At 64.4% G+C, this 25,914-nt stretch carries 24 protein-coding genes and 2 tRNA genes; 11 read left to right on the top strand and 15 right to left on the bottom strand.

All coding sequences use genetic code 11. From position 1 onward, the window contains the following. Positions 1 to 162: 162 nt before the first annotated feature. The 6 genes from mshD to asd all read left to right on the top strand — a co-directional run bounded on the left by mshD (position 163) and on the right by asd (position 7,445). Complete coding sequence (gene mshD / locus ACX80G_RS13530) at positions 163 to 1,224, top strand: mycothiol synthase (RefSeq protein ID WP_459308169.1); 1,062 nt, start codon at positions 163 to 165, stop codon at positions 1,222 to 1,224. Positions 1,225 to 1,298: 74 nt separating this feature from the next. Continuing rightward, positions 1,299 to 3,521, top strand: a complete 2,223-nt coding sequence (locus tag ACX80G_RS13525) for an RNA degradosome polyphosphate kinase (RefSeq protein ID WP_459308167.1) — start codon at positions 1,299 to 1,301, stop codon at positions 3,519 to 3,521. After that, complete coding sequence (locus ACX80G_RS13520; RefSeq protein WP_459308165.1) at positions 3,521 to 4,486, top strand: NUDIX hydrolase; 966 nt, start codon at positions 3,521 to 3,523, stop codon at positions 4,484 to 4,486. Before ACX80G_RS13525 ends, ACX80G_RS13520 begins: the two co-directional genes overlap by 1 nt. A gap of 414 nt (positions 4,487 to 4,900) precedes the next feature. Then, positions 4,901 to 5,662: a thymidylate synthase gene (locus tag ACX80G_RS13515; RefSeq protein WP_459308192.1), complete on the top strand. Its 762-nt coding sequence runs from the start codon at positions 4,901 to 4,903 to the stop codon at positions 5,660 to 5,662. Continuing rightward, positions 5,659 to 6,222, top strand: coding sequence for a dihydrofolate reductase (locus ACX80G_RS13510; protein ID WP_459308163.1), 564 nt, complete (start codon positions 5,659 to 5,661; stop codon positions 6,220 to 6,222). The genes ACX80G_RS13515 and ACX80G_RS13510 overlap by 4 nt, the downstream gene beginning before the upstream one ends. A 68-nt stretch (positions 6,223 to 6,290) precedes the next feature. Next, entirely contained in the window at positions 6,291 to 7,445 is a 1,155-nt protein-coding gene (gene asd / locus ACX80G_RS13505) for an aspartate-semialdehyde dehydrogenase (RefSeq protein WP_459308162.1), read from the top strand. 58 nt (positions 7,446 to 7,503) lie between these two features. Here asd and ACX80G_RS13500 read toward each other — a convergent pair whose 3' ends face one another. The 5 genes from ACX80G_RS13500 to ACX80G_RS13480 form a co-directional block, all read right to left on the bottom strand. Continuing rightward, positions 7,504 to 8,577, bottom strand: coding sequence for a UDP-N-acetylmuramate dehydrogenase (locus tag ACX80G_RS13500; RefSeq protein WP_459308161.1), 1,074 nt, complete (start codon positions 8,575 to 8,577; stop codon positions 7,504 to 7,506). After that, the gene (locus tag ACX80G_RS13495) at positions 8,574 to 9,011 is read right to left on the bottom strand and encodes a MaoC family dehydratase (protein WP_459308160.1); all 438 of its coding nucleotides are present in this window, start codon (positions 9,009 to 9,011) and stop codon (positions 8,574 to 8,576) included. The genes ACX80G_RS13500 and ACX80G_RS13495 overlap by 4 nt, the downstream gene beginning before the upstream one ends. Then, on the bottom strand, positions 9,011 to 9,460 hold the full coding sequence (locus ACX80G_RS13490) for an FAS1-like dehydratase domain-containing protein (protein ID WP_459308159.1): 450 nt from the start codon (positions 9,458 to 9,460) through the stop codon (positions 9,011 to 9,013). The genes ACX80G_RS13495 and ACX80G_RS13490 overlap by 1 nt, the downstream gene beginning before the upstream one ends. Before the next feature lie 52 nt (positions 9,461 to 9,512). After that, positions 9,513 to 9,752 carry a hypothetical protein gene (locus tag ACX80G_RS13485; protein ID WP_459308158.1) on the bottom strand — a complete coding sequence of 80 codons (240 nt, stop codon included), beginning with the start codon at positions 9,750 to 9,752 and terminating at the stop codon, positions 9,513 to 9,515. A gap of 72 nt (positions 9,753 to 9,824) precedes the next feature. Next, positions 9,825 to 10,598: a FadR/GntR family transcriptional regulator gene (locus ACX80G_RS13480; protein ID WP_459308157.1), complete on the bottom strand. Its 774-nt coding sequence runs from the start codon at positions 10,596 to 10,598 to the stop codon at positions 9,825 to 9,827. A 139-nt stretch (positions 10,599 to 10,737) separates the two neighbouring features. Between ACX80G_RS13480 and eat the strand changes: the two genes are divergently transcribed. From eat to ACX80G_RS13455, 5 genes are all read left to right on the top strand, one after another. Further along, positions 10,738 to 12,165 (top strand): ethanolamine permease, encoded by a 1,428-nt coding sequence (gene eat / locus ACX80G_RS13475; RefSeq protein WP_459308156.1) that lies wholly within the window; start codon positions 10,738 to 10,740, stop codon positions 12,163 to 12,165. Positions 12,166 to 12,226: 61 nt separating this feature from the next. After that, positions 12,227 to 13,603 (top strand): glutamine synthetase family protein, encoded by a 1,377-nt coding sequence (locus tag ACX80G_RS13470; RefSeq protein ID WP_459308155.1) that lies wholly within the window; start codon positions 12,227 to 12,229, stop codon positions 13,601 to 13,603. After that, a complete protein-coding gene (locus ACX80G_RS13465; RefSeq protein ID WP_459308154.1) occupies positions 13,584 to 14,345 on the top strand; it encodes a gamma-glutamyl-gamma-aminobutyrate hydrolase family protein in 762 nt (253 codons plus the stop codon). Before ACX80G_RS13470 ends, ACX80G_RS13465 begins: the two co-directional genes overlap by 20 nt. Continuing rightward, a complete protein-coding gene (locus ACX80G_RS13460; RefSeq protein WP_459308153.1) occupies positions 14,326 to 15,693 on the top strand; it encodes an aldehyde dehydrogenase family protein in 1,368 nt (455 codons plus the stop codon). Before ACX80G_RS13465 ends, ACX80G_RS13460 begins: the two co-directional genes overlap by 20 nt. 28 nt (positions 15,694 to 15,721) lie before the next feature. Continuing rightward, positions 15,722 to 16,504, top strand: coding sequence for a 3-oxoacyl-ACP reductase (locus tag ACX80G_RS13455; protein ID WP_459308152.1), 783 nt, complete (start codon positions 15,722 to 15,724; stop codon positions 16,502 to 16,504). A gap of 9 nt (positions 16,505 to 16,513) precedes the next feature. Here ACX80G_RS13455 and ACX80G_RS13450 read toward each other — a convergent pair whose 3' ends face one another. The 10 genes from ACX80G_RS13450 to ACX80G_RS13405 all read right to left on the bottom strand — a co-directional run bounded on the left by ACX80G_RS13450 (position 16,514) and on the right by ACX80G_RS13405 (position 25,852). Continuing rightward, positions 16,514 to 17,455: a DUF2797 domain-containing protein gene (locus tag ACX80G_RS13450; RefSeq protein WP_459308151.1), complete on the bottom strand. Its 942-nt coding sequence runs from the start codon at positions 17,453 to 17,455 to the stop codon at positions 16,514 to 16,516. 95 nt (positions 17,456 to 17,550) lie between these two features. Then, entirely contained in the window at positions 17,551 to 18,117 is a 567-nt protein-coding gene (locus ACX80G_RS13445) for a type 1 glutamine amidotransferase domain-containing protein (RefSeq protein WP_459308150.1), read from the bottom strand. Between the two features lie 81 nt (positions 18,118 to 18,198). After that, a complete protein-coding gene (locus tag ACX80G_RS13440; RefSeq protein WP_459308149.1) occupies positions 18,199 to 19,410 on the bottom strand; it encodes a MinD/ParA family ATP-binding protein in 1,212 nt (403 codons plus the stop codon). 178 nt (positions 19,411 to 19,588) lie between these two features. Then, positions 19,589 to 19,662, bottom strand: a tRNA-Met gene (locus ACX80G_RS13435). 58 nt (positions 19,663 to 19,720) lie between these two features. After that, a tRNA-Thr gene (locus ACX80G_RS13430) sits at positions 19,721 to 19,792 on the bottom strand. 130 nt (positions 19,793 to 19,922) lie between these two features. Beyond that, positions 19,923 to 21,854, bottom strand: coding sequence for a DEAD/DEAH box helicase (locus ACX80G_RS13425; protein ID WP_459308148.1), 1,932 nt, complete (start codon positions 21,852 to 21,854; stop codon positions 19,923 to 19,925). 361 nt (positions 21,855 to 22,215) lie between these two features. Continuing rightward, complete coding sequence (locus ACX80G_RS13420) at positions 22,216 to 22,860, bottom strand: MOSC domain-containing protein (RefSeq protein ID WP_459308147.1); 645 nt, start codon at positions 22,858 to 22,860, stop codon at positions 22,216 to 22,218. 20 nt (positions 22,861 to 22,880) lie between these two features. Beyond that, a complete protein-coding gene (locus ACX80G_RS13415; RefSeq protein ID WP_459308146.1) occupies positions 22,881 to 23,552 on the bottom strand; it encodes a response regulator in 672 nt (223 codons plus the stop codon). Between the two features lie 10 nt (positions 23,553 to 23,562). Further along, entirely contained in the window at positions 23,563 to 25,035 is a 1,473-nt protein-coding gene (locus ACX80G_RS13410; RefSeq protein ID WP_459308145.1) for a sensor histidine kinase, read from the bottom strand. Positions 25,036 to 25,099: 64 nt separating this feature from the next. Then, the gene (locus tag ACX80G_RS13405) at positions 25,100 to 25,852 is read right to left on the bottom strand and encodes an SDR family oxidoreductase (RefSeq protein WP_459308144.1); all 753 of its coding nucleotides are present in this window, start codon (positions 25,850 to 25,852) and stop codon (positions 25,100 to 25,102) included. Positions 25,853 to 25,914 lie beyond the last annotated feature (62 nt).

Genomic DNA, 25,914 nt, shown 5'->3' with positions numbered 1-25,914 from the left:
AGGGACTTCGCTGGTAGTACCTGGTGGAGGACATACGGGTCGAACGTATCGCGGGCACCCCACTGGTGCATCCCCCGTGAACGATCACCTACGCTACCGTACTAGCGGCGCCACGCCAAAACCAGCCCCACGGCTGGCGCCCATGAGGGTTAGGCTGGCTGCATGACCACAGCTCATGTCCCTACCTGGCCTATCCTTCATACCGCTGGCGTTCCCGAGCCACGATTCCTGCAGGACATCCTCGGACTCGCCACGGCCGCAGCAGAAGCCGACGGCAATCCGCCGTTATCCGAGCAGACGTTGGTCAATCTGAAGACCGCTGGCGCCCACCCCGAATCCCTACTGATCTTCGCTACCTACGCCGTCGACGAGAAATCGCCAGCGGCAGGCGGGAGAGAACCGGCTGCCGCCGCCAGTGACGCCGCCTCCCAGGAGGTCGAAGAGCTCGCCGGGGTGGCGGTGATCAGCCTGCCCCGCGAGGGAACCGACGACGACGACCCCGGGGTGATCGAGCTGGTGGTGCGGCCCACCTATCGCAGCCAGGGGGTCGGGAGCGCACTCGCCGACGCCGTCAAGGCTCACGGTTTGCCAGCGCTGCGTGCCTGGTCCCACGGCAACCATGCGGCTGCCGTCAGCCTGGCGGTCAAGAACGGATTCGTTCCCGTCCGGGAGCTGTGGCGGATGCGCCAGAGTCGGGCCGCCCTGGAAGCCTCCGTGCTCGCCCCAACCGCTAACGCGATCGCCCTTCCCGACGGCGTCGTCCTGCGCGCCTTCGAAGCTGGCGTCGACGAACAGGCCTGGCTTGCCGCGAACCGAGCGGCGTTCGCCCACCATGCCGAGCAGGGCGCGACCACGCTGGAGGACCTTCAGTCGCGGATGGCCGAGGACTGGTTCGATCCGTCGGGGTTCCTGCTGGCGGTGCGGGAAGCCGACGGGAGGTTGCTCGGCTTCCACTGGACCAAGGTGCATCCGCGGTCCGGAGACCATCCCGCGCTCGGCGAGGTCTATGTTGTCGGGGTCACTCCCGAGGCGCAGGGAATGGGACTGGGTAAGGCGCTCACCATTGCTGGGATTGAGCACCTCCATTCGCTGGGTCTGCAGGCGATCATGCTCTATGTCGACGCCGACAATACCGCTGCGGTGGCGCTCTACCGCAAGCTGGGCTTCACCCGCTGGGATGTTGACGTCATGTACGCGCCCCAGGTTGCCGGGGCGAGCTTGTAAGGTGGATCCTGATGCCGTTAAACCCCTTGAGAGAGGGGCGGATAACGGCAACCCACCCGCTGTCAGGAGACATCATGGACCCCGAAACCGCAGCACGCGTTCCGGCTCGGTATGGCTCGTCCGAGGTTGCACCCGCGCGTGCCACCCAGGACCGCATCGACATCCCGGAGTTCGCGCCCAGCCTGCTTCCGGAGGGCGCCATCACGCCCGACCGGTTCCTGGACCGGGAATCGAGTTGGCTCGACTTCAACGCACGGGTTCTTGAGCTCGCCGAAGACCCCGACCTGTACCTGTTGGAGCGCGTCAGCTTCCTCTCCATCTTTGCGTCCAACCTGGACGAGTTCTTTATGGTGCGCGTCGCCGGATTGAAACGACGGATCGCCACCGGGCTGGCTGTCCCGTCAGCCGCTGGGCTGAGCCCCATCGAGCAACTCGAGCAGATCATGGCCGACGGCTACAAGCTGCAGCAGCGGCACGCGGCAGTGTTCGCGGAGAACATCCGGCCTGCATTGGCCGCCGAGAATATCCACCTGACCACCTGGGACGAACTCGACGACGCCGCCCGCGCCGAGCTGAACAAGCTCTTCGCCGAAAAGGTCTTCCCTATCCTGACGCCGCTCGCTGTGGATCCGGCCCACCCCTTCCCCTACATTTCAGGGCTGTCACTGAACCTCGCCGTCGTCGTCCGCAATCCGGTGAGCGAAAAGGAACTCTTTGCCCGCGTCAAGGTGCCCGACCAGCTCCCCCGCCTGATCTCCGTGGACGGCCCGCGCGCAGGTAACGTCACGGGGCGCACGGCGCGGTTCATCCCGCTGGAAGACGTCATTGCCGTGCACCTGGACCAACTGTTTCCGGGCATGGAAGTGCTTGAACACCACACCTTCCGGGTGACCCGCAACGAGGACCTGGAGGTAGAGGAGGACGACGCCGAGAACCTCCTGCAAGCGCTGGAAAAGGAGTTGCTGCGGCGCCGGTTCGGGCCACCGGTCAGGCTGGAGGTCACCACCGACATCAACCCGAGTATCCGTGCCCTGCTGTCCCGCGAGCTCGGGGTGGAGGAGGACGAGGTGTACGGGTTGCCTGCGCCGCTGGACCTCCGGGGGCTGAGCGTGATCGGCCGGATTGACCGCGGCGAACTCCGCTACCCCAAGCACGTCCCGCACACGAGCCGGGATCTTAACGAGAGCGAAACGTCGAAGGCTGCGAACGTGTTCGCGGCCATGCGACGCCGGGACATCCTGCTGCACCACCCGTACGATTCGTTCTCCACCTCGGTCCAGGCGTTCCTGGAGCAGGCAGCGAATGATCCCAAGGTGCAGGCGATCAAGCAGACCCTGTACCGCACGTCGGGGGACTCGCCGATCGTCGATGCGCTGATCGACGCGGCCGAATCCGGCAAGCAGGTGCTGGCCCTGGTCGAGATCAAGGCGCGCTTCGACGAGCAAGCCAACATTTCCTGGGCCCGGAAGCTGGAGCAGGCAGGCGTCCACGTGGTGTATGGAATTGTGGGGCTGAAAACCCACTGCAAGCTGTCCCTCGTGGTCCGTCAGGAAATCGACGGGCTCCGCCGCTACTGCCACATCGGAACCGGCAACTATCACCCACGAACCGCCCGCTATTACGAAGATTTCGGGTTGCTGACCGCCAATGAGCAGGTGGGCCAGGATCTATCCCGGCTGTTCAACCAGCTCTCGGGGTATGCGCCGAAGTCCACGTTCAAGCGGCTGCTGGTCGCCCCACGGTCGGTGCGTTCCGGTCTGATAGACCGGATTGAACGCGAGATCGCCAACCAGAAGGCGGGGCTGGCGGCGCGGGTGGTGGTGAAGGTCAACTCGATCGTCGACGAAGCCATTATTGACGCCCTCTACCGTGCCTCGCAGGCTGGCGTGACGGTGGACGTGATCGTCCGAGGTATCTGCTCGGTGCGCCCCGGCGTTCCTGGTCTCAGCGAAAACATCACAGTCCGGTCAGTCCTGGGCCGGTTCCTTGAACACTCGCGGGTCTTCGCGTTCGCCAACGGCGGGGACCCCGCCGTGTTCATCGGGTCCGCGGACATGATGCACCGGAACCTTGACCGCCGGGTGGAGGCCCTCGTGCAACTCAGCGCACCCGAGGACATCAGCTATCTCATGTCCCTGATCGACCGGTACATGGACGAAGGTACTGCGAGCTGGCACCTCGATAAGGCCGGAAGCTGGACCCGGCACCATAAGGACGCCGACGGTGCCCCGCTGAGCGACGTCCAGAGCTGGCTGCTGGCATCCCGCGCACGCAACCGGTCGGCGGTCCGCCACTGATGGAGCCGATCGTCGAAGCGGTGGCCTCACCCCCTGAGGACGCGGCGCCGTCGGTCATCGCTGCCGGCGCTATCTGTTGGCGGAAGGAACAGGGACACCTTGAGGTGCTCCTGATTCACCGTCCGCAGTATTCGGACTGGTCATGGCCCAAAGGCAAGATCGACCCCGGCGAAACCACCCCCGAATGTGCCGTCAGGGAGGTCGAGGAGGAGGTGGGCCTCCGCATTTCCCTGGGTATTCCCCTGGGGTCGACCCGGTACCCGGTGGCCTCGGGGCCGAAGGTGGTCTACTACTGGGCGGCACACATCGAGCGTGCGGAGGTTCGCCCGGATGGCAAGGAGGTAGACGAATTCTCGTGGGTCACACCAACCCGCGCCGTTGAACTATTGACCAACCCCACGGATCAGGAGCCTCTCGGGTCGCTCGTCGCAGCACACGAGGCCGAGCAGCTGGAGACCTGGCCGCTGATCGTGGTCCGCCACGCCAAGGCTAAACCCCGCTCTTCCTGGACCCGGGCCGAAGGGGATCGCCCGTTGGCGGCAACCGGTCGACGCCAGGCCGCAGCGGTGAGCCGTCTGCTCGAAGCCTGGGGCCCGTCGTGGGTGGTGAGTAGCCCCTGGGAGCGCTGCGTCCAGACCATCGCTCCGTACCGCAAGTCCAGGGACATCAAGCTCAAACTTGCTGACTCCATCACCGAGCGAAATGCGGCCCGCAAACCGGACAAGGCCCGGTCGACCGTCGAGAAGCTTTTCGACAGACGCCGGCCCGTTGCGCTGTGCACCCATCGCCCGGTACTCCCGCTCGTCTTCGGCGTGCTCCGCCGTCACCTGCCGGAGTCGCTCTCCACCGTGCTGCCGGTGGATGACCCGTACCTCGCTCCCGGCGAGGTGCTGATCTCCCACGTGAGCACTAAAACCCCCGGGCGCATCGTCGCAGTGGAGCAGTTCAGGGCCTACGACGACTAGCCTGCGGCAGACAGCGCGGGCCGCCTGAATACGTGAAGACCACCTCCTTGAGCTGGTCCGGGCCCACTAGTCGGTCCGACGGTGACGGCGAGGCAGTGCTCCCCTGTCGGCGACCGCCATGTGGAAGTCGACACGCCGACTGCGCAGCTGTGGCGGGTGACCGCCAGGAGGTGTGCAGCTGTGGCGGGTGCGGGGCGGGTTGACCCACCACACGTGCACAGAAGTTCGCGACGACGCCGGTTCGGGGCGCTACAACCCACCACAGCTGCGCCAAACATTCCCGACGACGGCCCACTGGTGACACCGGCACCACGCCGGAGCGATTTTGGGGTCGCGCAGAGCCCTGCCACTAGAGTGGAATGCGTGAGTTCACATCCCAGCCCCACACCGTATGAGGACCTGCTACGCGATGTGATGGCCAACGGGGCGGTCAAGACCGACCGCACCGGCACCGGAACCCGCAGTGTTTTCGGAAGACAGTTGCGCTTCGACCTCGCTGGCTCCTTCCCGCTGGTCACCACCAAACGCGTCCACTTCAAATCCGTTGCGCTGGAGCTGCTCTGGTTCCTCCGCGGCGATTCCAACGTCTCGTGGCTGCAGGAACGCGGCGTCAAAATCTGGAACGAATGGGCCGGCGACGACGGCGAACTCGGCCCCGTCTACGGCGTCCAATGGCGCTCCTGGCCAACCCCCGACGGCGGCCACATCGACCAAATCGCCCAGGTAGTCGAAGCGCTGAAGGTCAGCCCGGATTCCCGCCGGCACCTGGTCTCGGCCTGGAACGTGTCGGAGCTGCACAATATGGCGCTCCCCCCATGCCACGCGTTTTTCCAGTTCTACGTCGCGGATGGGAAGCTGTCCTGCCAGCTGTACCAGCGTTCGGCCGACACCTTCCTCGGCGTCCCGTTCAACATCGCCTCCTACGCGCTACTCACCCTGATGGTCGCCCAACAGGTGGGGCTGGCACCCGGCGAACTGGTCTGGACCGGCGGCGACGTCCACATCTACGACAATCACGTCGAGCAGGTGAAAGAACAACTGACCCGGCAGCCGTACCCCAATCCACAGCTGCTGATCAACCGTAAACCAGAGAGCATCTTCGACTACATGCTGGAGGACTTTGACGTGGTGAATTACCAGCACCATCCCACCATCAAGGCACCGATCGCCGTATGACTTCAACCAACCGCGGCATCATCGACGCCATTGGACGGGAGCCGTTCATCGGCATGATCTGGGCCCAGACGGAGAACGGGGTCATTGGGAAAGACGGGGGCATGCCATGGCGCCTTCCCGAAGACATGGAACATTTCAAACGGACCACCTCCGGCCACCCGGTCATCATGGGTCGGCACACTTGGCAGTCGTTTCCCGCCAAGTACCGCCCCCTCCCGGACCGGACCAACATTGTGGTGAGTCGTCACGCGCTGGAGGCCGGCGACCTGACGGGCGCCGTCGTCGTCGACTCCCTGGAAGACGCTCTTGACGAAGCCCGGCGCAGTCCCGGCGCCGAACAGATCTGGGTGATCGGCGGCGGGCAGATCTACGAGGCCGCCCTGCCGGTGGCCCAGGCCGCAGTCGTCACGATGATCGAGTCCACCACCAAGGGCGATACGTTCGCGCCGACGCTCGGCCCGGACTGGCAACTCGACGGCGTGACCCCCCATAAGGGCTGGCTTTCCGGTGCCAATGGCACGCGCTACCGGATCAGCCTGTGGACGCGGGACCGGGACTAACTGGATCCGTCCGGGAGGCTGTTCGTAACCAATCGGGCCTCCCGGACGTGCTGACCTAGACTGGCAGCATGACTTCTGCAGTAAATGGTTCCTCAATTGCGCCAAGCGTCGGTTTCGTGGGCTGGCGCGGCATGGTTGGCTCCGTCCTGATGCAGCGCATGCAGGATGAGGGCGATTTCCACCTGATCAACCCCGTGTTCTTCTCCACGTCGAATGCCGGGGGTGCGGCGCCGTCGTTCGCTGAAGGCGCCCCTGCACTTCAGGACGCGGACGACGTCGACGCGCTGGCCAAGCTGTCCATCATCGTCACCGCCCAGGGTGGGGACTACACCGCGGAGGTCTACCCGAAGCTACGCGACAGCGGCTGGGACGGTCTGTGGATCGACGCGGCGTCAACGCTACGGATGGAGACCAGCTCCATCATTGTGTTGGATCCGGTGAACCGGGATGTCATCGACGCCGGACTCTCGCGGGGCGTGCGTAACTTCATCGGCGGGAACTGCACGGTGTCCTGCATGCTGATGGGTCTTGGCGGCCTGTTCCGCAACGGCCTCGTCGAGTGGGGAACTTCGATGACGTATCAGGCGGCCTCCGGCGGCGGCGCCCGCCACATGCGTGAGCTACTGAACCAGTTTGGCGCCATCCACGGCGCGGTTGCACCCAACCTTGATGATCCGGCGTCGGCCATCCTCGCCATCGATCAGGCGGTCCTCGCGCAGCAGCGCAACCCGGGCATGGACGCCTCACAGTTTGGTGTGCCACTGGCAGGATCGGCCATCCCCTGGATCGACGCCGATCTGGGCAACGGGATGTCGAAGGAGGAGTGGAAGGCTGGCGCCGAAACCAACAAAATCCTGGGCACCGATGGTACCGACGGCGCGCGGATACCGTTCGACGGGCTGTGCGTCAGGATCGGTGCCATGCGCTCCCATTCCCAGGCGCTGACCCTGAAACTGAACGAAGACGTACCGCTGGCCGAGCTCGAACGGCTCATCGACGCCGACAACGAGTGGGCAACGGTCATCCCCAACACTAAGGAAGCCACGCTGGCCCGCCTTACTCCTGTTGCCGCGACTGGGTCGCTGACCATCCCCGTGGGAAGACTTCGCAAACTCGAAATGGGTCCGCAGTACCTGAGCGCCTTCACCGTGGGAGATCAGCTGCTGTGGGGCGCCGCCGAACCGCTGCGCCGGATGCTCCTGATCGCCACCGGGAACCTCTAACCGGGGTCAGCCGCGGCACCCCGGCACCGTACCCCGAGAGTTGGGACGCGGTCCCTCGCTAGAGCGTGCAGCCGATCAGTAGCGGCTCGGGGTGCAGGCGGATCCCGAACCGGTCCTCGACGCCGTCGGCCACCAGCGCTGCGATCGCCAGGAGATCGGCGGCCGAGGCGCTCCCCCGGTTGGTGACGGCGAGGGTGTGCTTGGTCGACAGCGAGGCCCGGCCTCCCGCCGCAGCAAAGCCGGCGTCCTCCGCTAGCCCAAAACCCTTCCCGAATCCAGCCTGATCGATCAGCCAGGCGGCCGAGAGCTTGACCCGTCCGTCGAGGGCAGTGGGATACCGGGGAGCGTCGTCCGGCAGCGTCGCGGTAGTTGCAGCGTCAACAACTGGATTGGTGAAGAAGGAGCCAGTGCTGAACGTGTCGCGGTCGTGAGGGTCAAGCACCATCCCCTTGGCGGCGCGCAGCTTCAGGACAGCCCGCCGGACATCGTTCGCGTAGGTCCGTTCACCGGTGACTACACCGACCTCCCGAGCCAGCTCCGCGTACCGCACGGGAGCGCTCATCCGACCCAACGCCAGCTGGAACTCGACGGTCAGCACCACGTACCGCGGTGAGCCGTTCAGTGTGGTGCGTCTCAGTATCGAATCCCGGTACCCGAACTTCAGCTCGAAATTCGTAAAGGACTTAACAGAATTGGTTTCGCGATCCCAGGTTCGAACGGTGGCGAGGGTCTGCGAGACATCGCAGCCGTAGGCCCCGACGTTCTGCACCGGGGTGGCACCGGTGGACCCCGGAATGCCCGACAACGCTTCCAGCCCGGAATAGGCGTGCAGCACTGTGTACTCGACGAGGGCGTCCCAGGGCTGGCCCGCCTCCGCCTTCACCATCACCCCACCGCACGTGGCGTCGTCGTCGTTCACCACAAATCCGGTCGACGCCAGCCGCACCACGGTGCCGGCGAAGCCGTCGTCGGCGATGATGAGGTTTGACCCGCCAGCGATAATCAGCAGGGGGTCGCTGGCAGCATCCGCGGACCGGACGGCGTCGATAATCTCTGCCTCGGAGCGCGCCTCGACGTAGGTACGCGCCGGGCCGCCGACGCCGGCCGTTGTGAGCGAGGAGAGAAGCGTCACCAGATGCGCACCACGGCCTGGGCCTTGACCAGCACCTTCTGTCCGGCACACGTCACGGTCAGATCCACCCGGACCGTCGAATTGTCCAGATCCACTGCACCGATCTTGCCCGCCACCTCAATCACAGCACCAGGAGTTCCGGCCGCGGTGGTGTCGTCAACGATGACCGGCCTGGTGAACCGCGTCTGATAGTCGACGACGGCTGCAGGGTCGCCCACCCAGTCGGTGACCAGCTGGACCGCGGCCCCCATGGTGAACATGCCGTGGGCGATGACGCCCGGCAAGCCCACGCCCTGCGCAAAGTCGGAGTTCCAGTGAATCGGGTTGAAGTCGCCCGAGGCTCCGGCATACCTGACGAGGTCCTGGCGGGTGGCCTCAACTGTGGCGGCGCCGATCTCCTGGCCGACACTGAGGTCCGCGATAGCGATGCCCATTACTGTTCCTCTCCGCGCACCAACAGCGATGACGTGGTGGTGGCGGTCTTTTCGCCATCGGTGGTCGAGATTTCGGCGCGGGTAGTGATCATCGCGCCGCCGCCCATCGCCCGGACGGTGTCGACATGTAGCTCGGCCACCAGCTCATCGCCGGCCACGATGGCCCGGTGGTGGCTGAACCGCTGGTCGGCGTGCACCACACGGCTGAAGTCGATGCCGGCGTCGGGGTCGTTGATTAGCTGGGCATCGGCCAGTTGGGCGATGATGATGGCGAAGGTGGGTGGAGCCACCAGGTCCCGGTGGCCGAGGTCCTGAGCGGCTTCGACGTCGTAGTGCGACGGGTGGGTGGCCTTCACGGCCCGCGCAAACTCACGGATTTTCTCGCGGCCCACAAGGTACGCGGGGCCGGCAGGATAGCTGCGGCCCTGCAGCTCTGGATTGATGGTCATGGGGCTCCTGACGGATGCGGTCGGAATTCGTTCCCAGCCTAGTGCAGGTGGGTTACTTCTTCTGGGTGTGTGCTTGATGCCTGCGCTTGGCGTCCCGCGCGCGCACCACCATGCCTGCCAGGTGCGTCACCAACCCCGCTGCGAGTACCGGGATTCCAGTAAAGACCGTTGCATTGCTGCCGGCAGCGGCCCCGAGGACAGCGATCAGGATTCCGGCACCGGTCAGCACGAGGGCGGCGATAACCAGCTTCCGGTAGAGGTCAGATCCGGTGTCCCAGGGGGTGTTCAGCATGGGGCTAAGCCTACCGGGCGGTGGCAGCCCAAAGAGGAGGAAACGAATGGTGCGCAGGCGCCGTGACCTGGTTCATTCACCAGGGCGAGGCCCGGATCCGTGTGGGGAGTCCCGCGTGGAGGGTTCAGGAGTGCCGAGAAACCCATGAAGCAGCGAGGCTGTCCCCTGCAGGTGATCCTGGGTGGCCCCGTAGGCTTCCTCGTGGTTACCGCATAAAATAGCATCGACGATTCTCTGGTGCTGCTGGTTTGAATGCTCAAGATTGGGTTCCAGCAGGGGGATGCAGTCCAGGAGATCGCTGACTCTGGCGCGGGCATCAGCCACGGCGGCCGCCAGGCTCGGCGAGCCGCTGACTTCCGCGATGGCCACATGGAACCTTGCATCCTTGGGTCGGTAGGCATTAGCCGATGCCCCTGCTACCTCCGCCAGAGAGTCGAGTAGGTGCTGGCGCTGGGGAGGGGACAACTCTGCCTTGGCCGCCAGGGAAGCCGCAGCTGGCTCCAGCACACCGCGGAGAATCAGCACATCCTCAACCTCTTCGGAGCTGATGCTGGGAAACCCGTCCGGACCGGGGAGCCGGTTCTGCGCGATGTATGTGCCACCGTAACGACCACGCTTTACATCGACATATCCGGCTTTTTGCAGTTCGGCGAGAGCCTCACGCAGAGTCGCACGCGACACTCCGAGCAAATCGGCGAGCTCACGCTCGGCGGGGAGCTTGTCGCCGGCCGCGAGGATTCCCAGTTTGATGTTCCGCAGCAGCATCTCGATAGTTTCCTCGAAGGCATTTCCCTGTCGGACCGGTCGGAGGAACCGGGCGGCGCCCTCAAAAGATTCGGCTTCCATGCCATCATCCTATTCCGGTCTGAAACCGAGCCAATGATTGGACTGACCGGCCATTGACGAATTTCATGAGATAGCTCACACTGAAACGAACCTCATGGACTAATAAAAGACCATTACGGCCTTTGGAGAAGGGAACGTCATGTCATCGAAACAGCCAGACTCCGAGAAAACATACCTCCAGCACCGCCAGCTTAAACGCGGGGCCGCCGGGTGGGTGCTGTTGGCAGGCCTGGGGGTGGCGTACGTTATCTCGGGAGACTTCGCTGGATGGAACCTGGGTCTTGCAGAAGGCGGCTGGGGCGGGCTCCTCATCGCGTTTGTGTTGATGGGGATCATGTACACGTGCATGGTCTTCGGCCTGGCCGAACTATCATCGACATTGCCTGCCGCTGGCGCAGGGTACGGGTTCGCCCGGCGTGCACTGGGACCGTTGGGAGGATTCGCCACCGGAATGGCCGTGCTGATCGAATACGCGGTCGCCCCAGCGGCGATTGCGATCTTCATCGGTGGTTACGTCGAGGCCCTCGGACTCTTCGGTCTGACAAACTCCTGGCCCGTCTATCTGGTGACCTACGCAATGTTCGTCGGAATTCATCTCCGGGGTGTGGGTGAGGCCCTTCGACTGATCTTCGCGATCACGGCTATAGCCGTCGTTGCATTGGTGGCCGCAGTCATTGGCCTGCTTCCCCACGTCAGCGCGGCGAACCTCTTCGACATTGTTCCTGACGGTTCGCCGGCCTCCAGCGCATTCCTTCCGATGGGAATCAGCGGCGTCGTGGGCGCCCTCGTCTACGGGATCTGGTTCTTTCTGGCGATCGAAGGTGTTCCATTAGCTGCCGAGGAAACCGCTGACCCAAAGAAGGACATGCCGCGGGGCATCATCGTCGCCATGCTGATCCTCGTGGTTTTCGGCGCTCTGATGCTTGTTCTGGTGCCGGGTGCAGGCGGATCGGAAGCCATGAGCACCTCCGACAACCCTCTCCCGGAAGCCCTGCGCCTGGTCTACGGCGAAAACTCCGTCCTCGCCGAATTCGTCAACTACGCGGGTCTTGCCGGTCTTGTGGCCAGCTTCTTCTCAATCATCTACGCCTACTCGCGCCAATTGTTCGCCCTTTCCCGCGCCGGGTACCTTCCCCGGTGGCTGTCGCTGACGGGCAACCGACGCACACCCTACTGGGCGCTGATCATCCCCGGCACCGTGGGGTTCATCCTGGCCGCCGCCACGGGTAACGGCGGACTCCTGATCAACATCGCAGTATTCGGCGCTACAGTCTCCTACGTCCTGCTCAACCTGTCCCACATTGTGCTGCGGAAGAAGGAACCGGATCTTCCCCGGGGCTACCGGACGCCTGGAGGTGTGGTGACGACCTCCGTTGCGCTGGCACTCGCCGCCGTCGCCGTCGTCGCCACTTTTGTCGTCGACGTGCTTGCGGCATCAATCACTGCGGGAATCTTTGGCGCGGCCCTGCTGTACTACTGGTTTTACAGCCGTCACCACATTGTGGCCGGTGCTCCCGAAGAGGAATTTGCCCGGCTGGCCGCCGCCGAGGCGGAACTGAAAAGCTGAGAGCGCCCGGTCCGGCTTCACTCCACCCATTCACGAACCAAGTCAAAGCGACGGATAACAGATGACCGATCAGACAGTTAGCACACACGCACAGCTGAGCATCGATGAGCTGAGGAAACGGGTCGCCGCTGGTGACATCGATACCGTGGTGGTTGCCATCACCGATTCCCTGGGCCGACTCCAGGGGAAACGCTGCGGCGCCCGTTCCTTCCTGGAGGATGTCCTGGGTCACGGGGCGGAGGGCTGCAACTACCTGCTCTCTGTTGACGTGGAAATGAACACCGTCGACGGTTACGCGATGTCCTCCTGGGAGAACGGTTACGGGGACATGGTCATGCGACCTGATGTCTCTACGCTCCGGCTCGTCCCCTGGCTGCCGGGCACGGCCATGATCCAATGCGACATCCTCTGGCCGGACGGTCGTCCGGTGAGCCAGTCACCCCGGCAGATCCTCCGGGCACAGATCGAACGGCTCGAGGCGATGGGCTACCGCGCCCATATCGGCACCGAGCTTGAGTTCATCATGTTCGATGACACGTACGAGGAAGCCTGGAAGACGAACTACGAAGGCCTAACCCCCTCCACCCGGTACAACATCGACTATTCCCTCCTCGCCACGGCAAAGCTGGAACCAGTCATCCGAAGTATCCGGACCGGTATGGAAAAGGCCGGTCTCATCGTCGAATCCTCCAAGGGTGAATGCAACTACGGCCAACAGGAAATCACCTTCCGCTATGCGCAGGCCCTGACCGCCTGCGACAACCACGCGTTCTACAAGAACGGGGCCAAAGAGATCGCCGCCCAGCAGGGCAAGAGCATCACCTTCATGGCCAAGTACAACGAACGTGAAGGCAATTCCTGCCACATCCACTTCAGCCTTACCGACCTCGACGGGAAGCCCGTGCTCGCTGGCGACGGCGAGCACGGCTTCAGCCCCATCATGGAACACTTCATCGCAGGCCAGTTGGCCTCCCTGAAGGAGATGGCCTACTTCCTGGCCCCCAATATCAACTCCTACAAACGGTTCGTTGAAGGCAGCTTCGCGCCCACCGCGATAGCATGGGGCCTGGACAACCGCAGTTGTGCGCTGCGGGTGGTCGGACACGGTGCCGGCCTCCGGGTGGAAAACCGCGTGGGCGGCGGCGATGTGAACCCCTACCTCGCCGCCGCTGCACTCATCGCTGCGGCCATCCATGGCATCGAAAACGAGCTCCCGCTTGAAGCCGTCACCCAGGGCAGCGCCTACCAGTCCATGGCAGACCGGATTCCCACAACTCTGCGCGATTCCCGTGAGCTGCTGGCAGCCAGCGAAATTGCCCGGAAATCCTTTGGCGACGAGGTCGTTGACCACTATGTGCACGCCGCCGGGGTCGAACTGAAAGCCTACGACAGTGCCGTCACGGATTGGGAGCGGAGGCGTGTCTTTGAACGCCTCTGAACCCTACCGCCCCCGGATCGGGCTGACCACCTACTATCAGGAGGCCGCGTGGGGAGTGTGGACTGCTGACGCCGCCCTCCTTCCAGGCACCTATGTGGAGGCAGTCGTCGCTGCAGGGGGAACCCCGGTGCTACTCCCACCCGTCGGCTCCGACCCTTCTATCGTCGATCTGCTGGACGGATTGATCATCGCTGGCGGGACCGATGTCGGCCCGGAACACTATGGCGCCGAGCCGCATGCACTGACCCTCGCGCAACCCTCCCGGGACAGCCATGACCTCGCCCTGACGCGCGCGGCACTGGCGGTGGAACTGCCGTTGTTCGCCATCTGCCGTGGTGCCCAGATTCTCAACGTCGCCCTCGGTGGATCGCTCATTCAGCATGTCCCGGACGTGTTGCCCGCCTCCCGATACCAACCCGCGCCCGGCGTCTTTGGAAGTGTCGAGTTCACGACGGCGACCGGAAGTATCAGCGCTGGCCTGCTGGGGCCGCGGGCCACAGCCCCCTGCTATCACCATCAGGCTCTCGACAACGTTGCCGCCGGGCTCCGCGTCACCGCAACAGCGGCCGACAAGACCATCGAAGCCGTCGAAACGACGTCAGGAGGGTGGGTCCTCGGGGTGCAGTTCCATCCCGAACAGGATCCAGGTGACCTCCGGCTGTTTGAAGGATTCATCGAAGCCGCCCGTACCTACTCCAAAACACGAACGGAGGGAACCATCAATGTCGACCACCACATGTGACGTAGTGAACCCGGCCACCGAAGAGATCATCGAGACCGTTTCCCTGGCCAGCCTCCAGGACACTGACCAGGCGATAGCCAAAGCGGCGCGGGCTTTCGAGACCTGGCGACACGTCGCCCCGTCCGACCGCGGAATGCTCTTGCGCCGTTTTGCCGCGGCGGTGGAGGACGATCTGGAAAACCTCGCCCAGCTGGAGGTCCGGAATGCCGGTCACACCATCGGCAATGCCCGGTGGGAGGCAGGAAACGTCCGGGATGTGCTGAACTACTACTCCGCCGCGCCGGAACGCCACCTCGGCCAACAGATTCCAGTGGCCGGCGGAATCAACGTCACCTTCCACGAACCTCTCGGCGTCGTCGGCGTGATCGTGCCCTGGAATTTCCCGATGCCCATCGCAGCCTGGGGTTTTGCTCCCGCACTGGCCGCTGGCAACACTGTTGTCCTGAAGCCCGCGGAGGTGACCCCGCTGACCGCGCTGCGGATCGGACGGCTCGCCCTGGAAGCTGGCCTTCCAGAGGGAGTTCTGCAGATCATCCCGGGTAAGGGCTCGGTGGTGGGGGAGCGATTCGTCACCCACCCGTCCGTGCGGAAGGTGGTGTTCACCGGCTCGACCGCGGTAGGTAAACGGATCATGGCCGGCTGCGCCGAGCAGGTCAAACCGGTCACCCTGGAACTTGGGGGCAAGAGCGCCAACATTATCTTCGGGGACGCCAACCTTGAGGAAGCAGTCGCTGCCGCGCCCGGGGCGGCATTCGACAACGCCGGCCAGGACTGCTGCGCCCGCTCCCGGATCCTCGTTCAGGACACCGTGTACGAAAGGTTCCTCGAGCTTCTGGAACCAGTGGTGAAGTCGCTTAGGGTCGGTGACCCCCGGGACGAGAACTCGTTCATGGGACCGCTCATCTCCGCCGCGCAACGGCACACCGTCTCCGGCTTCCTGCCTTCCGGCAGTTCCATCGCGTTCCAGGGGAACGCACCGGACGGTAAGGGATTCTGGTTTCCACCAACGGTGTTGACCCCTTCCCGGGAGGACAGGGTGATGCGCGAGGAGATTTTCGGACCGATCGTCGCCGTCGTTCCTTTCACCGATGAAACCGATGCGCTCCGTCTTGCAAACGATTCCATCTACGGGCTTTCGGGGTCCATTTGGACCAGGGACATTGGCCGCGCGCTGCGGATGGCGCGCGGCCTGGACTCCGGGAACCTCTCGGTGAATTCCCATTCCTCGGTCCGGTACTCCACACCCTTCGGAGGCTTCAAGCAGTCAGGACTTGGTCGCGAACTCGGACCAGACGCCCTGGACGCCTTCACCGAAACAAAAAACGTCTTCATCGCCACCCACCCGTGACTCCGACATCAGCAAAAGGGAGCCAGAAATGACCCAGCAGACCATCTCCAACCGCCTCGAGGGCCGCAGCGCCGTGATCACCGGCGGCGCCAGCGGCATCGGTTTGGCAACCGCCCGCAGATTCGCCGCCGAAGGGGCGCATGTCGTCATCGCCGATGTGGACCCGACCGCCGGCCTGCGTGCCGCCGAACAAGTCGGCGGCCTCTTCGTCAAAGTTGATGTGACAAACGAAGAGGAAGTCAAAAACCTCTATGAGACCACTAACGAGACCTACGGGCGGGTGGACATCTCCTTCAACAACGCCGGCATCTCCCCCGCCGCCGACGGATCGATCCTGGAGACCGGCATCGATGCCTGGCGCAAGGTGCAGGAGGTGAATCTCACCTCGGTCTTCTACTGCTGCAAATACGCCATCCCCTACATGCAGACCCAGGGCAAAGGCTCGATCATCAACACGGCGTCATTCGTCGCCGTCATGGGCGCCGCAACGTCCCAAATCTCCTACAGTGCATCCAAGGGAGGGGTCCTCGCCATGAGCCGGGAGCTGGGCGTCGAGTTTGCCCGCCAGGGCATCCGCATCAACGCACTGTGCCCGGGTCCGGTCAATACACCCCTCCTGAAGGACCTCTTCGCCAAGGACCCTGAGAAAGCCGCCCGCCGCCTCATCCATGTTCCGTTGGGCCGCTTCGCTGAACCGGAAGAACTCGCCGCTGCCGTAGCGTTCCTCGCCAGCGACGATTCCTCCTTCATCACCGCGTCAACCTTCCTGGTAGATGGGGGCATTTCCGGCGCGTATGTGACACCCGAGTGAGATCAGCCGTCAGAACAGTGCCGCCTGGACCTCGGGAACCACCGAACAATACCGCCCCAACTCGATCCGCCGCCCCTTCAACCGGGAGAGGTCGGCGAGAAGCGGCACATCCGAGCCTCCGATGAAGCTCAGCGCGGTGGGCCCCACCAGTGCCTCCACCCGGAATCCGTGTTCCCCGGCGGCCAGGTTGTGGGGGTACGGCTGCGTTCCCACCGCTGAAAGGACGTGCGACCACGACGACGGCGCCTCCCACCGCTGATCGGCCACCCTGAAACCGGGGAGGTCCAGTCCGTCGGTCAGCAGGTGGCGCACGCTGGCAGCGAACCCGGCATTTATCCCGTCGAGACGTCCCGGAGGAAGCGGCGACACCAAAGCCAACGTTTTCGCGGCGGACCGCACGGCCTGCACCAGCCCCACGTGACGGGTCACCGCGTCCTCAAGGACCCGAACGATCCGGCCGTCGTCGGCACGCGCAACATAGCGCGCGACGACGGCACCCTGTTCCGCCAACCGATGCCATTTGCGCAGATTCGACGCGGTACCGATCTTGGAGGCACCATCCGCGAAGGTCGCAACGTAGAGCCAGTGTTCCTGGGCGAGGTAGCTGAGCAGGCCATCCGGGGCGACTCCGAAGCGGTGCACATCGTGCATGAACCGCAGATCATCGCGCGCAAAACACCTGCCGCACTGGTATCCGCGCTCGGCGGTCGCTTGCTGGGGGCACGCCGTGTGATCCCGGGAATCCGGACCATACACACTGTGAAATCCGAGGCAGTGCCGCTCGCCGTACCCGCTCAGCACCCGAAAACCGAGGTCGACGCCGTCCCGCTGGGCTGATCCCACCACCGGCAACTTCAGCTCCGTCTGGGCGCCATCGGGTGTCGCCAGCTCCAGTGCCGGTCCGTCGCGGTGCCAGCTCACGCCCCTGCAGAGGAACCGTCCGTCGTCCATCCCCCAACTGTAGACACCCGGGCGCGTACGACCCCGAACACGTTGAAGGACCGGCGGTTTTCCGCCGGTCCTTCAATCAGACAGTGATACTGCGGTCAGGCAGTCTGGCCCGCGTGCTCGCCCTCGGCAATCTCTTCAATCATCTTGTCATTGAAAGCCGGGAGATCGTCAGGCGTGCGGCTGGTGACAAAGCCCTGGTCGGTGACCACTTCGTCGTCGCTCCAGTTGGCCCCGGCATTGCGGAGGTCGGTCTGCAGCGTGTGATACGAGGTCAGGTCGCGACCGCTGACAACTCCTGCCTCGATGAGCAGCCATGGTGCATGGCAGATCGCGGCAACCGGCTTATGCTGGGCGAAGAACGCACGGGCGAACGCCTGGGCATCCTTGTCGACCCGCAGGTGATCGGCGTTGATGACGCCGCCGGGTAGCACCAGTGCATGAAAGTCGTCAGCGTTGGCGTCAGCCACCGCGAGGTCGATGGTGAAGCTGTCGCCCTGGTCGGTGCCGTTGAAGCCCTGTATGGTGCCGGTGCCCGGCGCCACCAGGACCGGTTCTCCGCCAGCCTGCTTGACTGCGTCCCAGGGGCTGGTGAGTTCAATCTGCTCCACCCCGTCGGTGAGTAGAAACGCGACCTTTTTACCGGAAATGTTATGGGGGGACATGCTTCCTCCTGTGTTCAAAACGTCGATGTCGTACATCCCAACACTATTAACACCCTAAATAATAAGCAAGCTGCGTAACTGCTAAAGTCCCTCGGCGACCGCCGCTGCAGCCGATAGCCAAGCACGTTGCGTCGCCGGCCTCAAGTAGACCCAGCGGATGCGCCCCTTGTGCAGCGCCGGATCGTAGGGAATGGTCACGGCCCGGCGGGCGAGCTGCCCAAACCCATCGGCAATCTCCTGAGCCTGAGCTGCGGTGCCGTTCTTGTCCGACTGGCTGACGACGACGACGGCGTTCCGCGACAGTTCGGCATACCGCCCACCCCGGGATTGCAGTGCTTCCAGGAGCAGGGCGCCTGCCTCGGCGTGTTCCTCGAGGGTGGTGGTGGCAATGACCAACTGGTCCGTGTGGTGGATCATCCGCAGCCACCGTTCGGCGGTTTCGTCGTTGCCGGAGTCCACGATGTTCAGCCTGAAGTACTTCGAGGCCACCTCGTGCAGGTCGTCGAAATTGTCGGCGGTGACCTTCTGCTCGGACGCGAGGACGTCCGGCTTGGACCGCAGAACGTCGTACTTGTCTTCGGTCTGGTGATGCACGTAGCGGGCCAGCAGCGCGGACTGGGCCGACGGTGCCAACAGCTGGTCGGTCTGCGGGAGCAGATCCATCACGGTGGCACTGTGGGGTCCCTGTTCGGTACGCCACCCGAGGGTTCCGCGGGTCTCGTTGTTGTCCCAGGCCAGCACTGGTCCCCCGCCATTGCGGGCAAACACCGAGGACAGCATCACTGTGGTGGGCGTCTTGTTGGCGCCACCTTTGCCGTTGACCACCGAGATGGTGCGCGGGCCGGGCCTGTGCTGGCTCACGGCTCGAGTATTGGTGCGTTCCAGGAGTTCGCGCTTGGACGGCGCGATCCGGATACCGAGCTTCGACAGGAAGCCCCTCAACCCGGTCTCTGCAGGAACCCGTGAGGTGTCGGGGGCCAGAAAGGACTTGCGGCCGGACGGCCGCTCCGCCGACTGGCGGCCCGGTGCCGTTGGCGCTGAGGCTGCGAGCGCTCCAGACCCGGCTGGCGCGGACGTGGACACCGCCGACGCGGACGGCGCCGGGGCAGCTGGTCGAGCGTCCGCGGGTTCAGCGCCGGCAACCTCGGCGGGGGCTAGCCGGTCGGCGAACCGTGAAGCCCCGGAGATCGGTCCGGTGCCCTGGTCGGTCACGTGACCACGGCGTCGGCTGGCACGGGTCGGGAGGTCGGCCGGGTTGTCGGTGGGTCCCCACTCGGAGTTGTTGTCGGTCATGGGTTCCATCCGTTTCGTGCGCCGCGGACAGCCCGGTGTTCAGTGCGGTGTTCAGTGCGAGTGTTCGCCCCATCCTATAAGGATGCTGGTTGTGGGGCACTGGTCCTGCGGTACTAAAGGCTAAAGGCCAAAAAGAAAGCAGGCCAGCGGCTTTTCAGCCTCTGACCTGCTATGTCTGTAGCGGTGCCGGGACTCGATCCCGGGACCTCACGATTATGAGTCGTGCGCTCTAACCAGCTGAGCTACACCGCCACAAATGAGTGTGCCCGCAGCCGGGCCGTCTGGCCTGCTTGCGGGACTCCCACTTGAGAGCCCCCCACCGGAATCGATCCGGTGACCTCGTTCTTACCAAGAACGCGCTCTACCACTGAGCTAGGGGGGCAACAGCAGAAAACTTTACCAGCTTCTGCGACCTACACGAAATCAGCTTCCGACCGCTCGGGCCGGGCCATGATTTCACCGCCAGATCCCCGAAAAACCGGGGGATCTGGCGAAATCAATCAGCTACTTAGTCACCACTTGTCGCGACGCTGGGTGGTGCCCGCGCCGGCACCCTTGCCGTGACGTTCCTTACGATCTCCACTGGCGCTGGCGCTGTGTCCGGACGAGCGGAAGCCGCCGTCATGCCCGCGGTCCTTAGTGAAGCCGCCACCCTCGCCTTCGCTCTTCTTGAACGGCTTCTTGAAGCCGTCGCGGTCGCCTGTTGGCTTGCGGCCCTTGTCCAGTTCGAGGTGGATCAGCTCGCCGCCGATACGCGTCTTCGACAGGGCACGCCACTGGTCCTTGGACAGGTCCGCTGGCAGCTCCACCAGGGTGTGGTCGGCGCGGATGTCAATGCCGCCAATCTGCGCTGAGGACAAGCCGCCCTCGTTGGCAATGGCGCCAACGATTGAGCCGGGCATGACCCGCTGGCGACGACCGACAGCAATGCGGTAGGTCGCGTTGCCTTCGGTCAGGCTGCGGGTGGGTCCGCGTGAGCCGAAACCATCCTTGCGGCCTGCTGCGCGTTCCTTCTGGCCCGCTGGAGCAACGGGGATGTCCTTGACCAGGATCGGGTTGCCACCCTGCGCCATGACGGCGAGGGCTGCTGCGATCTCGGAGGCAGGCACGTTGTGCTCGGTTTCGTAGCTGGAGATCAGGTCACGGAAGATTGACACGTCTTCGGTGGCGATGGTCTCGGTGATCCGGTCAGCGAACTTGTTCAGCCGCAACGCGTTGACGGCGTCGGAGGATGGCAGATGCATCTGCTCGACAGGCTGACGGGTTGCCTTTTCAATCGAGCGCAACAGGTACTTCTCCCGCGGCGTAATGAAGAGGATCGCATCGCCTGAACGGCCCGCGCGGCCGGTCCGGCCGATGCGGTGCACGTAGGACTCAGTGTCGTGGGGGATGTCGTAGTTGACGACGAGTGAGATGCGCTCGACGTCGAGCCCGCGGGCGGCGACGTCAGTGGCCACGAGGATGTCGAACTTGCCGTCGCGGAGACCTTCGATCGTCCGCTCGCGCTGCTGCTGGGGGATGTCACCGTTGATTGCTGCAGCCTGGAAGCCCCGTGAACGCAACTTGTCCGCCAGGTCTTCGGTCGCCATCTTGGTGCGCACAAACGCGATGATGCCATCGAAGTCTTCGACCTCAAGGATGCGCGTGAGGGCATCCAGCTTGTGCGGGCCCATCACCTGCAGGAAGCGCTGACGCGTGTTGGTGCCAGTCGAGGTTTTACCCTTGACGGTGATTTCTGCTGGATTGTTCAGGTACTTCGACGCAATGCGGCGAATGGCGCTAGGCATCGTTGCCGAGAACAGCGCCACCTGCTTGTCATCTGGTGTACCGGACAGGATCTGCTCGACGTCGTCGGCGAAGCCCATGCGCAGCATCTCGTCGGCCTCGTCCAGGACCAGGTACTGGAGGTTGGACAGGTCGAGTGAGCCCTTGGAGATGTGGTCAATAACGCGCCCTGGGGTACCCACCACTACCTGCGCACCGCGGCGCAGGCCGGCCAGCTGAGGGCCGTAGGGCGCTCCACCGTAGACCGGCAGGACCGTGAAGTTGTCAATGTGCTTGGCGTAGGAAGCGAAAGCTTCGGCGACCTGCAGCGCCAGTTCGCGGGTCGGTGCGAGCACCAGGATCTGGGTGAACTTGCTGGGACCGTTGAGGTCGGCGAGCTCGGCCATGCGGGACAGGGCGGGAATCGCGAATGCTGCGGTCTTACCGGTACCCGTCTGCGCGAGGCCGACGACGTCGCGCCCTTCCAGCAGCACCGGAATGGTGGCGGACTGGATGGGGGAAGGCTTTTCGTAGCCGACATCGCTCAGGGCCGCGAGGACACGGCCGTCAAGACCGAAGTCGGTGAATTTGATGTCATCAGCTTCGGGAGCTTCAACATTCTGGGGAGCGTCCACGGCGTCGCGAGCTACTAGAGTTTCGGGAGCGTTATTTTCTGGCATGAGGGATTGACCTTCAGGTAGATGCCGGGGAGCTGGAACTAAAGGATGATTCCAGCCCATGAACATAGAAATCCGGCACTGTTTCAATCCCGCGGCAGGACTTCGCGTCATAACTGGCGGCCGCTATCTCAGCGGTCTGTATGACGTTTTCTTCTAGCCGGCGCTCCCTGATGAATCTGCCCGCATGCTTACTCTGCGAGCCCCAACACAACCTATCCAGCCCAGCGAAATGGGCGGAATTTTAAGGGAATACCGGTGTGGGGGATGTTCCAAGTGTACCGCATGGGGGTGCCGGGCCGCATCCACAACGACGACGACAACGCGTGAGCCTGCCCACACCCGCGTGAGCCTTGGTGCCCTGCTAGGCCCTTCTCAATACGGCGGCGACTACAGCGTGGATTTCGGGGCTGAGCGTCACGCCCCGCTCCTCGGCGTTCAGAAGCCGCCGGGCCGCGTCGGCGCCCAGGCCGGCGAACACCTGGTGCCCGGTGATCCCGTGGTCGGGGCGCTTCACCACGGTGACAGTGTCGCCTGCCTGGACTGATCCTTTGGTGATGACCCGCAGGTAGGTTCCTACCCGGTTCTCCTCGGCGAACCGCTTCACCCACCGCGGCTCCTTGACGAACCGGGCGAAGTTCATGCAGGGGGTGCGGGGCGCCGTTACTTCGAGGACAACGTCGTCACCCACCTGCCAGCGTTCGCCGATGACCGCATGGCTGGTGTCGATACCGTCCAGCCTGAGGTTTTCCCCGAACATGCCCGGGCCCATCACCCGGCCCAGCTGGGCGTCCCAAAAGTCGGCGTCCTGCTGTGAGTAGGCGTAGATGGCTTTGGATTCGCCGCCGTGGTGCTTGCGGCTCGCCTGCACATCACCCGTGAGGCCCAGCTTATGCACGTTGACGGGTCCATCGACGGGGCGCTTGTCGATAGCAGTCACACCGGTGGAGTCCTTCGTGGGGAGCAACGCGTGGACTCGGCACACAGCGAGCAGGGAACCTGTTGTCATAACCTCTATCCTAGGGAGCCTCACGGTTCAAACCGGTACCCCATCCCGCTTTCGGTAATGAAGTAGCGCGGCCTGGCGGGGTCCGGTTCCAGTTTCTTGCGCAACTGGTTGAGATAGACCCTCAAATACTGCAGCTCCTTGGCGTAGGCCGGCCCCCACACTTCCAGCAGCAGTTGCCGTCCGGAGATCAGCCGGCCCGGGGAGGCCACCAGCAGGTCCACGATCTTCCACTCGGTCGGCGTCAGTCGCACCTCGGCATCACCGCGGATGGCCGTCCGGGCCCCGGTATCGAGGATGAAGTCGGGGGTCCGGATGATTGGCGAGGCCGGCACAACAGCACGGCGGCTGGCCGCGCGCAGCCGGGCCAGCAGTTCGTCGAGGCCGAAAGGCTTGGTGACGTAGTCGTCCGCTCCCGCGTCGAGGGCGTCCACCACATCATCCGATCCGTGCCGCGCGGATAACACGATAATGGGGGTCTGAGTCCATCCCCGCAGGGCCGCGATCACGTCCATCCCGTCCATGTCCGGCAGCCCAAGGTCAAGCACCACGATGTCGGGGCGGTGGTCGGCCGCGGCGGCGAGCGCCGAGGCCCCGTCGACCGCGGTGATCGGTCGGTAGCCGTGTGCGCGCAGGTTGATTTGGAGGGCGCGGAGGAGCAGCGGTTCGTCATCGACAATGAGGACCGTGGTCACTGGATCCCCCTCACGAGCCCACGCCAGTGGCCAGCGGCAGCCGGATCCGCAGGGTCAGCCCGCCGCCCGGTGTTGCTTCGGCGACCAGCTGGCCATTCATCACCTCGGTGAATCCCTTGGCGACAGCAAGGCCCAGGCCGACGCCCGCTCCGGCCGGGGCGTCGCTGGCCCTTTGAAAGGGCAGGAAGATGGTGGCGGCGTCGTCAGCTCCCACTCCCTGCCCATGGTCGACCACGCGCAGCTCCCCCGCCGGCACGCCGTCGGCACCAACGCCTACCGTCCCTTCCACCGACGCGCTGATCACGATGTCCTCCCCGCCGGCATACTTGTCGGCATTTTCGACAATGTTGGCGATGACCCGTTCCAGCATGCCGGGATCGGCGTCGACCGGCGGCAGGTTACCGGGTACCTCCACCCGGACCCGGCGCGCCGGAAGGCCAGCCAACGCAGCAGGAATCACGTCGGCCCAGTGCACGGCACGGAGGTGCGGAGTCACGGCGTCACCGGTTAGCCGGGACATATCGAGCAGGTTGTTGACCAACGCGTCCAACCGGTCGGCGTAGTTTTCGATGGTTTCCAGCAGCTCCTTCTCCTCGTCGGCCGGAAGCTGGACTGCATCGTGCCGAAGGCTACTGACGGCGAGCTTGATACCCGCGAGAGGAGTGCGCAGGTCGTGCGAGACGGCACGCAGGATCGCCGTCCGCATGACGTTGCCTTCGGTGAGCCTGCGGTTCGTCTGGGTGCTGGTGAGGAGTTCCTGGCGTTGCCGCATCGCGGCGAGTTGGGATCCAAAGGCGGTGAGAAGGCGGCGCTCCCGTGTATTCAAGGCCCTGCCGTAGAGGGCCAGCACCAGACCGTCGGCCAGCTCCTCGGTGGTATCGGCCGAAAACAGGGCTAAGTCGGTTTTTTCGCTATTTGAGAAGGCACCCGGGGCCCCGTCGCTGAGTACTAGCGTCGGAGCGGCGCCGCTAGGGACACTCCGGTCGAACAAGGCCACCGCTTCCACCTGGAAGTGGGTGCGGACGTGGGCGAGGAAGCCCTGCAGGGTGTCTTCGGCGGCCAGAACGCCGCGAGCCAGTTCGCCGAGTGTCGCGGCTTCGGCTGACGCCGCCGCGGCCTCACGGGAGCGACGGGCGGCCAGGCCCACCACCAGCGACACCGCCACGGCTACCGCGACAAAAATGATGAGGGTGAACAGATTCTGCGGGTCGGTGATCTCCAATGATCCGACAGGTGCTGTGGAGAAGTAGTTGAGGACCAGGGTTCCCCACAGGGCAGCGAGCAGGGCGGGCCACAGCCCGCCCACCAGGGCTACGGCGATCACACCGGCCAACTGGACCAACACATCGACGGCGAGGAAATCGCTGCCAATGGTGAACATCGCCCATTCCAGCAGCGGTGGGAGAAGCAAAGCCAGGGCGAACCCGGCGCCCACCCGCACGCGGCCCAGCGTGCCTAACGTACCGAGAGAAGATGACGACATGCCAGCATTCTGTCAGGGATTCGGGCCGGAAGTCGGAGGCGGCGGTCGGAGGCGAGCGTCGGGGCTAAGCCGAGAAGCCGCCGTCGGCCTTCACCAACTGACCATTAATCCACCGGCCGTCCTTGGACAGGAGGAACGCGACAACTCCCGCGACATCCGCTGGGGTGCCGAGCCGGCCTGTGGGCTGACGCTGGGTGAGTGTGTGCCGCACCTCGTCGGACATCCACCCGGTGTCGACCGGCCCCGGGTTGAGGGCGTTGGAGCTGATGTTGCGCTCGCCCAGTTCCCGGGCTGCGGCGAGCACAATCCTGTCCTGCGCACCCTTGGAGGCACCGTAGGGCAGGTTGTTGACTGTGTGGTCGCTGGTCAAAGCGACAATCGCTCCGCCATTGTCGTTGCACTGCAGCGCGAAGGCGTTGATCAGTTGCCAGGAGGCGCGGACGTTGACGGCGAAATGTCGATCGAAGCTTTTCACCGACGTGGTGAGGAGCCCCGAGTCAACGCCCTCGCAATGCGAAAGCACCAGTCCGCTCAGGGTGCCGAGTTCCATCCGGGCGGCCGCAACGAGTGACCCGGGAGTCTTGGGGTCCTCAAGATCGCCGGGGAGGGCGACCACCCGTGAGCCGAGGGCCTCCAGTTCGGGAATCAGATCCTGCAGTTCCGAGGCCGGGTTGGTCGTGCTGTTGACCCGCTGATCGTAGGGGTGCCAGTAGCTCAGGGCCAGGTCCCACCCGTCGACGGCGAGCCGGCGGGCAATCCCGGCGCCGAGCCCTACCGTCCGACCTACGCCGGTGATGAGTGCTGCTTTCCGTGCCATTGCCTGTTCGTCCTTCCCTGGAGTCGGTTTTCAGTCTAGGCGGCCCGCTGTGGCCTGCGGGC

It is taken from the genome of Arthrobacter glycogeni (assembly GCF_054510815.1).
The sequence above is the reverse complement of the archived record's forward strand: the minus strand, read 5'-3'. Positions and strand labels throughout refer to the sequence as shown.

What these genes read in the sequence shown, in the direction of transcription:
- ACX80G_RS13440 (WP_459308149.1), bottom strand. Translation starts at nt 19,410, where the DNA reads ATGACCGACAACAACTCCGAGTGGGGACCCACCGACAACCCGGCCGAC.
- ACX80G_RS13420 (WP_459308147.1), bottom strand. Translation starts at nt 22,860, where the DNA reads ATGACAACAGGTTCCCTGCTCGCTGTGTGCCGAGTCCACGCGTTGCTC.
- ACX80G_RS13515 (WP_459308192.1), top strand. Translation starts at nt 4,901, where the DNA reads ATGGCCAACGGGGCGGTCAAGACCGACCGCACCGGCACCGGAACCCGC.
- ACX80G_RS13405 (WP_459308144.1), bottom strand. Translation starts at nt 25,852, where the DNA reads ATGGCACGGAAAGCAGCACTCATCACCGGCGTAGGTCGGACGGTAGGG.
- ACX80G_RS13525 (WP_459308167.1), top strand. Translation starts at nt 1,299, where the DNA reads ATGGACCCCGAAACCGCAGCACGCGTTCCGGCTCGGTATGGCTCGTCC.
- ACX80G_RS13485 (WP_459308158.1), bottom strand. Translation starts at nt 9,752, where the DNA reads ATGCTGAACACCCCCTGGGACACCGGATCTGACCTCTACCGGAAGCTG.
- ACX80G_RS13455 (WP_459308152.1), top strand. Translation starts at nt 15,722, where the DNA reads ATGACCCAGCAGACCATCTCCAACCGCCTCGAGGGCCGCAGCGCCGTG.
- eat (WP_459308156.1), top strand. Translation starts at nt 10,738, where the DNA reads ATGTCATCGAAACAGCCAGACTCCGAGAAAACATACCTCCAGCACCGC.
- ACX80G_RS13480 (WP_459308157.1), bottom strand. Translation starts at nt 10,598, where the DNA reads ATGGAAGCCGAATCTTTTGAGGGCGCCGCCCGGTTCCTCCGACCGGTC.
- ACX80G_RS13510 (WP_459308163.1), top strand. Translation starts at nt 5,659, where the DNA reads ATGACTTCAACCAACCGCGGCATCATCGACGCCATTGGACGGGAGCCG.
- asd (WP_459308162.1), top strand. Translation starts at nt 6,291, where the DNA reads ATGACTTCTGCAGTAAATGGTTCCTCAATTGCGCCAAGCGTCGGTTTC.
- ACX80G_RS13450 (WP_459308151.1), bottom strand. Translation starts at nt 17,455, where the DNA reads ATGGACGACGGACGGTTCCTCTGCAGGGGCGTGAGCTGGCACCGCGAC.
- ACX80G_RS13445 (WP_459308150.1), bottom strand. Translation starts at nt 18,117, where the DNA reads ATGTCCCCCCATAACATTTCCGGTAAAAAGGTCGCGTTTCTACTCACC.
- ACX80G_RS13410 (WP_459308145.1), bottom strand. Translation starts at nt 25,035, where the DNA reads ATGTCGTCATCTTCTCTCGGTACGTTAGGCACGCTGGGCCGCGTGCGG.
- ACX80G_RS13495 (WP_459308160.1), bottom strand. Translation starts at nt 9,011, where the DNA reads ATGGGCATCGCTATCGCGGACCTCAGTGTCGGCCAGGAGATCGGCGCC.
- ACX80G_RS13425 (WP_459308148.1), bottom strand. Translation starts at nt 21,854, where the DNA reads ATGCCAGAAAATAACGCTCCCGAAACTCTAGTAGCTCGCGACGCCGTG.
- ACX80G_RS13470 (WP_459308155.1), top strand. Translation starts at nt 12,227, where the DNA reads ATGACCGATCAGACAGTTAGCACACACGCACAGCTGAGCATCGATGAG.
- ACX80G_RS13520 (WP_459308165.1), top strand. Translation starts at nt 3,521, where the DNA reads ATGGAGCCGATCGTCGAAGCGGTGGCCTCACCCCCTGAGGACGCGGCG.
- mshD (WP_459308169.1), top strand. Translation starts at nt 163, where the DNA reads ATGACCACAGCTCATGTCCCTACCTGGCCTATCCTTCATACCGCTGGC.
- ACX80G_RS13490 (WP_459308159.1), bottom strand. Translation starts at nt 9,460, where the DNA reads ATGACCATCAATCCAGAGCTGCAGGGCCGCAGCTATCCTGCCGGCCCC.
- ACX80G_RS13460 (WP_459308153.1), top strand. Translation starts at nt 14,326, where the DNA reads ATGTCGACCACCACATGTGACGTAGTGAACCCGGCCACCGAAGAGATC.